Genomic DNA, 6,291 nt, shown 5'->3' with positions numbered 1-6,291 from the left:
CAGGCGAGCAGGTCATAGCTGTGCCCCCCGATCTGCAGCCAGATGTGATCCTGCGCCGCGCCGTCGACCAGCGTCCAGACCTGCGCCCCGGTCGGTTCGTGGATCACCAGAACCTCGCGGATCTGCGCATCGCCCGCCCCCGGCACCGTCGCCAGGCGCAGCTCGAAATCATCGACCGAGGCGGTGCTGTCGCGGAAGATCAGCACGTCGCCGTCGGCACTGCTGTAATCGCCAATGCGGTCGCAGCCCGCGGCCGCGGTGCCGTCGTGATAGAACCGGTCCGCGCCCCAGCCGCCGCGCAGCAGATCGTTGCCGTCGCCGCCGTTGAGGAAGTCGGTGCCATTGCCGCCGACGAGCGTGTCGCTGCCCACCCCGCCCTGCAGCGTGTCATTGCCGGCATCCCCCCAGAGCCGGTCGTTGCCGATGCCGCCGGCAAGCCGGTCGGCGCCGAAGCCGCCCCGCAACGTGTCGTTGCCGCCGGCGCCGAAAATCATGTCATTGCCGCCGCCGCCGGCGATCCAGTCGTGCCCGGCGTTGCCCTGCAGGCTGTTGCCGAGGGCGTTGCCGACGATGCGTCGCCCCGTGGCGCCGATCACCGTCAGCGCCTCGACCTGCGGCGCCCAGATCGACATGTCGTAGCTGCTTTGCGCCCGGATCAGGTCGGTTCCGCCCCCCGCCGCCTCGATCACCATCGTCTGGGGCGACAGCACGGTATAGGTGTCGTCCCCGCCGAAGCCGGCAAAGGCGAGGGGCGGGATCTTCGGGTCGCCGCCGGCCGCGGCGGGGATCTGCACGGCGGCGAACACGTCGTCCCCGTCGGTGCCCATGGTCACCCGTGCGGCCGCGGCGCTGGTGCCCGAAAGCAGGCTGTCGGCGGTGGCCGTGACCAGCGCGTTCACCAGCGTCTGGCTGTAATGCAGCGCGTCGACGAACATCGCGCCGGGGTGGATGCCTGCCTGCGCCGCGACGAGATCGACATTCACCAGCTGCACCCGGTCATCCGTGGCGGCCAGCGCCTGCTGCTCGCCGACGATCGTCGACCAGGCCGCGCGGGTGGCGCCGGGCGCATAGCTGGAGAGCTGCAGTGTCGCCACGTCGAAATCGTAGAACTCAGCCTCCCGGCCGGCGAAGCCGTCGTGCAGATGCGCCTCGATCCGATCGAAAAGCGCCTCTGCCTTCTCCGCATAAAGGCTGCTGCGGGCGCAGGCGAGCGTGTCGGCCTCGCCCTGCACCCAGATGATCCCCTCGAGATGGGCGCTGCCGTCGCGGCTCAGCGCCGCGTCCAGCGCATCGAGCAGCGCCCTCGGCAGGTCGTTGCCCTGATACCAGTCGGTGTCCCCCCCCCGCCCCCAGGTCAGCGGCGCCCCCGCATCCGCGATGGTGAGCACGGTGCAGCCCGGGTCGCGCGCCTGCAATTCCGCCGTCATCTCGTCGGCGATGTTGTTGGCGTTGCTCTGCCCCGCGATGATGTAAATTCCGGACATGGCGTGTCTCCTGCTTCGGAGGGAGACTGCGCCTCGGGCGGTTAAAGGTTTCCTATTTGTTCCGCCAATCTTGCTCGGGATTTATCGCGCTTTTTAATCGACTTCAGGCGTCGAGGGCGCCGAGGATCTGGTCCAGGATGCGTGCGCCGAAGGCCGCATTGGCGTGGAGGAAATCCCCCTTCGGCTGCACTTTGTCGAGGTCGATCAGCCGCTTGGCCCGGCTGGTGAAGGCCTCGGGTGTGAGGATGAAATCGACCGTCGTGTCCTCGGGCTGAGGCAGGAAGCGCGCGCCGAGATCGGCGAAGGTGCGCGACGCGACATCGGCGAACCCCGCCGCGGCAAGGGGGGCGATGCGCCCCCGGATCGCGCGCAGGAAACCCGCCCCGGCCGTCGCCATGGTCCTGAGTCGCTCTGACGGGAAGGGCTGGGGCACGACCAGCATCGGCCGTGCGCCGAGCCCTGGCAGGGCCTGCAGCGCCGCCACCATCTGCCCGCCGTTCGCGCCCCGCAACCCGTCGGCCAGCGCCGCCTGCAGGCAGCGCTCGGTGATCTCCTGCGCGCCGCGGCGGTTCGGGTCGGGCCAGCCGAGCACGTGGCACTTGTTCAGGATCGCGATCATCAGGAACGGGCTGACCTCGGCGCCGATCACCACGCGGGCGTCATACTCGGCCAGATCGAAGCTGTCCCTCAGCCCGAGCCGGGCGAGATAGCCGCGGAAATCGTCATTGCCGGCCTCGATCCGGGTGCCGTCGATGCGGTAGTCCTTCACCCCGCTGCCGCCGCGCACGAAGAAGTCGATCTGATGTGGCGAGCTGTCCTGCAGCTGTTTCCAGGCCTCGATCAGGCAGGCGGAATGCGAATTGCCGGTGACGAAGATCTTCATGTGCGCGACGCGTCCAGCAGGATTTCGTCACAGACCGTGTCGGGCTCTTCGGCGGCGATGTCGGTTCGCGTGCGGCTCAGCCCCGGGTGGGCGGCGAAGAAGGTCGTCATGATCTCGGCCACCACCTCGTCCTTCACCTCGCGCTGGCCGGCGTCGAAGGCGTCGCGCAACAGCGGGTTGGCAGTGGCGATCTCGTAGGAGGGGAAATAGTCGCAGCCGGGCAGGGCGGTGACGACCTCGTCGACCGCCGCGCGCAACACCGATTTCGAGCGGATGGTGGCCGGCAGCACATGGCCGCCGGTCGCGGTGGCCGCGAGCGGCACCGGCGAGACGGTGAAGAGGAAGCGCAGGTCGGGCGTGTAGGCGCGCACCAGCGCGATGAAGCGCGTGAGTTCCGACACCACCTCGCTCACCCCGGTGTTGTGGAAGCGGTGCTCGGGCGCGCCGAAGGCCGGATCGACCGTCGCCGGACAGAGCTGATAGACGGTGCCGGTCTCGGCATGTTCCCAGCGTTCCGTCAGCCCGAGGGTGAAGACGAAGACCGAGGCCTCGGTGAACAGCCGCCGCACCTGGCGCAGGTGCGAGCGCCGCGCCGTCACCACATCGGCACGGCGCGCAAAGCCGCCCGGTTCGATCCGCGGCCGCAGCCCGTCGAACCAGGCGCCGTCCTTCGTCCACAGCGTGTCTTCGCGGACATGATCCGAGAAGGCGTCCTCGGCCAGCTGCAGCAGCTGCGCGGTGGTGTAGATATTGCCGTAGCGCGCCGAATAGAGCCCATAGCCGAAGCCGGTCGCCGTCGTCTCGCTCATCCCCGGGGGCGCGGGCTCGAGGTCGAGGAAGCGCGCGTCCGAGCGCTTCAGCTCGCGCCCGATCTTCTGCGCGAAACAGCTGCCCGCGGTGGCGATCGGCTCGCCCGCCTCGATCGTCACCGTGGGCTGGTAGATCTCGGCGAAATCGAAGCGCGGGCTGCGCAGGCAGCGCCGCCAGAAGCAACGGTCGGGCAGGTCTGAATAGATCGACATCGGCGGGACATTCCCGAATTCGCGGCACAAAGGATTTGCCGCAGAAGGGCATGGAAATCAGGCCGTTTCAAGGCTCCGGCGACAGACCGGAGACTCCGCCGCGAGGCGATTGACATGCGGTCCATTCGTGTCACGCTTGCGTGTGACGCCGGAAAGCCGTTGCTGCGTCGCAGAAACTGTCACATAGTTTTGCGGAACTGACATGAAACCGTATCGCTTGCGGCGCATTGGGGGTCAGGAAGCAAAAGGAAACCGTCATGCCCGAAACCGCGCCCCAGACGATCCGCAAGAGCTATCGCACCCTCTTCGTGTCCGATCTGCATCTCGGATCCCGAGGCAGCCGGGCGGCGCGTTTCCTTGACTTCCTGAACCGCACCGAGGCCGAGACGATCTATCTGGTGGGCGACATCCTCGACATCTGGCACCCGGGCCGCGTGCACTGGGGCGAGGTGCATGACGCGATCATCGAAGAGCTGAGTGCGCGGGCGCGGGCGGGGGTCCGTGTGGTCTATCTGCCGGGCAACCACGATGCGGCGCTGCGCCTGCACGAGGGGCCGATGTTCGGTGCCTTCGAGCTGCGCGAGACCGACGTGCACCGGGCGGCGGACGGCATGCGCTATCTGATCCTGCACGGCGACCAATGCGACGCGCGGATCTTCCGCTGGCATGTGATGACCCGGATCGGCAGCCGCGCCGATGCCACGCTGCGCGCCGCCGATCAGTGGCTGAAGCTGCACCTGCATCGCACCTCGGAACGCGGGCTGTTCGAGCTTGCGATCATGGGGGTGAACGCGCTGATGCTGGTGGGCAACAAGTTCGAGGAACGGCTTTCCGCGCTTGCGCGCGAGCGCGGCCACGACGGGGTGATCTGCGGCCACTACCACAAGGCGGCGCTGCATCACCGCGACGGGCTCGTCTACGCGAATTGCGGCGATTGGGTCGATAACCAGACCGCCCTTGTCGAAACCGCCGATGGCTCGCTGAAGATGCTGGAATGGTCGGGCGAGACGCAGAGCGCCGAACTCTGGACCCCCGCCGCCGAGCGGAGCCGCCGCGCATGACCGCCCTTGTCATCCTGCTGTCGGTCTTTGTGGCGGTGACGCTGGCGCTGCACCTCGCCTCGGCCGTGCTGACCGCGCGGCGCTATCTGCACCTCACCCCCGTGCGCCCGATCCCCGGCCGGCCGATGGTCAGCCTGATCCGCCCGGTCTGCGGCCTCGACCTGCATGACGAGGAGACGCTCGGCTCCTCCTTCCGGCTGAGCTGGCGCGACCTCGAGGTGATCTTCTGCGCTGCGCATGAAAGCGATCCGGCGGTGGCGCTGGTGCGCCGGCTGATCGCCGAGAACCCGCAGGTGAACGCACAGCTGCTGATCGGCGAAAGCGGGCTGAGCGGCAATCCGAAGCTCAACAACCTCGAGAAGGGGTGGCGCGTCAGTCGCGGCGCCTTCGTCGCGATGACCGATTCCAACCTGCTGCTGCCCGTCGATTACATCGAGCGGCTGCTGTCGGTCTGGCAGCCGGGCACGGGGCTGGTGTCCTGCCCGCCGGTCGGCATCCGTGGCGAGGGGATGGGCGGCGCGCTCGAATGCGCCTTCCTGAACAGCTTCCAGGCGCGCTGGCAGCTGGCGGCCGACAGCCTCGGCCTTGGCTTTGCGCAGGGCAAGACGCTGTTCTGGCGCCGTGATGTGCTCGAGCGCGCCGGTGGGCTGGTGGCGCTTGGTCGCGATCTGGCCGAGGACGTCGCCTCGACCAAGGCGGTGCGCGGGCAGGGGCTGGTGGTGCGTCTGGCGCGCGAGCCCTTCGCGCAGCCGATCGGGCCGCGCAGCCTGCGCGCGGTCTGGGACCGGCAGCTGCGCTGGGCGCGGGTGCGGCGCGACGGCTTTCCGGGCCTGTTCGTGGCCGAGATCCTGCTCGGCCCCTGGCCGCCCGTCGCCGCGCTGATCGCGCTGGGCGGTCTGGCTGGGCTGGGCTGGGCGCTGCCCTTCCTCGCGCTCTGGTATGGGGCCGAGATCGCGCTGTGCCGCATCGCCGGCTGGCCCTGCGGGCCGCGCGACATCGCCGCGATGGGGCTGCGCGACCTGCTGCTGGCGCCGCTCTGGGTGACCACCTGGATGCGCCGCGGCTTCGAGTGGCGCGGCACCGCGATGGGCGGGCTCGAGGCGGCGCGGGCCGGGGGCGCCGAGGCATGAGCCGACGGCTGAGCTGCGTGATCCCCGCCTTCAACGAGGCGCCGCGCATCGCCACCGTGCTGCGCGAGGTGCTGGGCCACCCGGCCATCGACGAGGTGATCGTGGTCGATGACGGCTCGTCCGACGGCACTGCGGACGCTGCCGCGGCGGTCGAGGGCGCGCGCCTCATCCGTCTGCCCGAGAACCGCGGCAAGAGCTGGGCGGTCTCGGTCGGCATCGAGGCGGCGACGCACGAACTGGTCATGCTGATCGACAGCGACCTGATCGGCCTTGGCCCGACCGCGCTCGAGGCGCTGATCGCGCCGGTGCGCGAGGGGCGGGCCGATGTCTCGATCAGCCTGCGCGGCAATTCCCCCTGGCCCTGGCGGGCGATCGGGCTTGATTACATCTCGGGCGAGCGGGTGATGCCCAAGGCGCTGATCGGCGAGACCGGCGCGCTGCGCACGCTGCCCCGCTTCGGGCTCGAGGTCTATCTGAACCGGCGCTGGATCGGCAGCCGGCAGCGCATCGCCGTGGTGCGCTGGCCCGAGGTCGCAAGCCCCTGGAAGGGGGCGAAGCGCGGCCGCTGGGAGGGTGTGAAGGCCGATGTGCGGATGCTGGCCGACATGTTTCGCACCGTGCCGCTGCACGCGGCCGCGGCGCAGATCCTCGCCATGCGCCGCCTGCGCGCCTGACCTTCCCGACCAGCCGGCGAAACGAAAACCCCGCGCC

The 6,291-nt window shown here is 69.5% G+C and carries 6 protein-coding genes; 3 read left to right on the top strand and 3 right to left on the bottom strand.

Going from position 1 to position 6,291, the window contains the following annotated elements:
- The 3 genes from DYS74_RS19045 to DYS74_RS10945 all read right to left on the bottom strand — a co-directional run.
- Nucleotides 1-1,484, bottom strand: a 1,484-nt coding sequence (locus DYS74_RS19045; protein WP_147435489.1) for a calcium-binding protein, incomplete at its 3' end; no start/stop codon positions are given.
- A gap of 103 nt (nt 1,485-1,587) precedes the next feature.
- On the bottom strand, nt 1,588-2,367 hold the full coding sequence (locus tag DYS74_RS10950; RefSeq protein ID WP_121533730.1) for a hypothetical protein: 780 nt from the start codon (nt 2,365-2,367) through the stop codon (nt 1,588-1,590).
- Nucleotides 2,364-3,389 carry a GSCFA domain-containing protein gene (locus DYS74_RS10945; RefSeq protein ID WP_121533729.1) on the bottom strand — a complete coding sequence of 342 codons (1,026 nt, stop codon included), beginning with the start codon at nt 3,387-3,389 and terminating at the stop codon, nt 2,364-2,366. Before DYS74_RS10945 ends, DYS74_RS10950 begins: the two co-directional genes overlap by 4 nt.
- Nucleotides 3,390-3,646: 257 nt before the next feature.
- On the opposite strand from DYS74_RS10945, the gene DYS74_RS10940 reads away from it, so the two are divergent.
- Genes DYS74_RS10940 through DYS74_RS10930 form a run of 3 tightly spaced genes read left to right on the top strand, consistent with a single transcriptional unit; the run spans nt 3,647 to nt 6,254 of the window.
- Nucleotides 3,647-4,450: a UDP-2,3-diacylglucosamine diphosphatase gene (locus tag DYS74_RS10940; protein ID WP_121533728.1), complete on the top strand. Its 804-nt coding sequence runs from the start codon at nt 3,647-3,649 to the stop codon at nt 4,448-4,450.
- The gene (locus DYS74_RS10935; RefSeq protein WP_121533727.1) at nt 4,447-5,580 is read left to right on the top strand and encodes a ceramide glucosyltransferase; all 1,134 of its coding nucleotides are present in this window, start codon (nt 4,447-4,449) and stop codon (nt 5,578-5,580) included. Before DYS74_RS10940 ends, DYS74_RS10935 begins: the two co-directional genes overlap by 4 nt.
- The gene (locus DYS74_RS10930) at nt 5,577-6,254 is read left to right on the top strand and encodes a glycosyltransferase family 2 protein (RefSeq protein WP_121533726.1); all 678 of its coding nucleotides are present in this window, start codon (nt 5,577-5,579) and stop codon (nt 6,252-6,254) included. Before DYS74_RS10935 ends, DYS74_RS10930 begins: the two co-directional genes overlap by 4 nt.
- The last annotated feature ends 37 nt before the right edge of the window (nt 6,255-6,291 follow it).

It is taken from the genome of Paenirhodobacter hankyongi, from assembly GCF_003664585.1.
In the GTDB taxonomy this organism is placed as follows: Bacteria; Pseudomonadota; Alphaproteobacteria; order Rhodobacterales; family Rhodobacteraceae; genus Rhodobacter; species Rhodobacter hankyongi.
The sequence above is the reverse complement of the archived record's forward strand: the minus strand, read 5'-3'. Positions and strand labels throughout refer to the sequence as shown.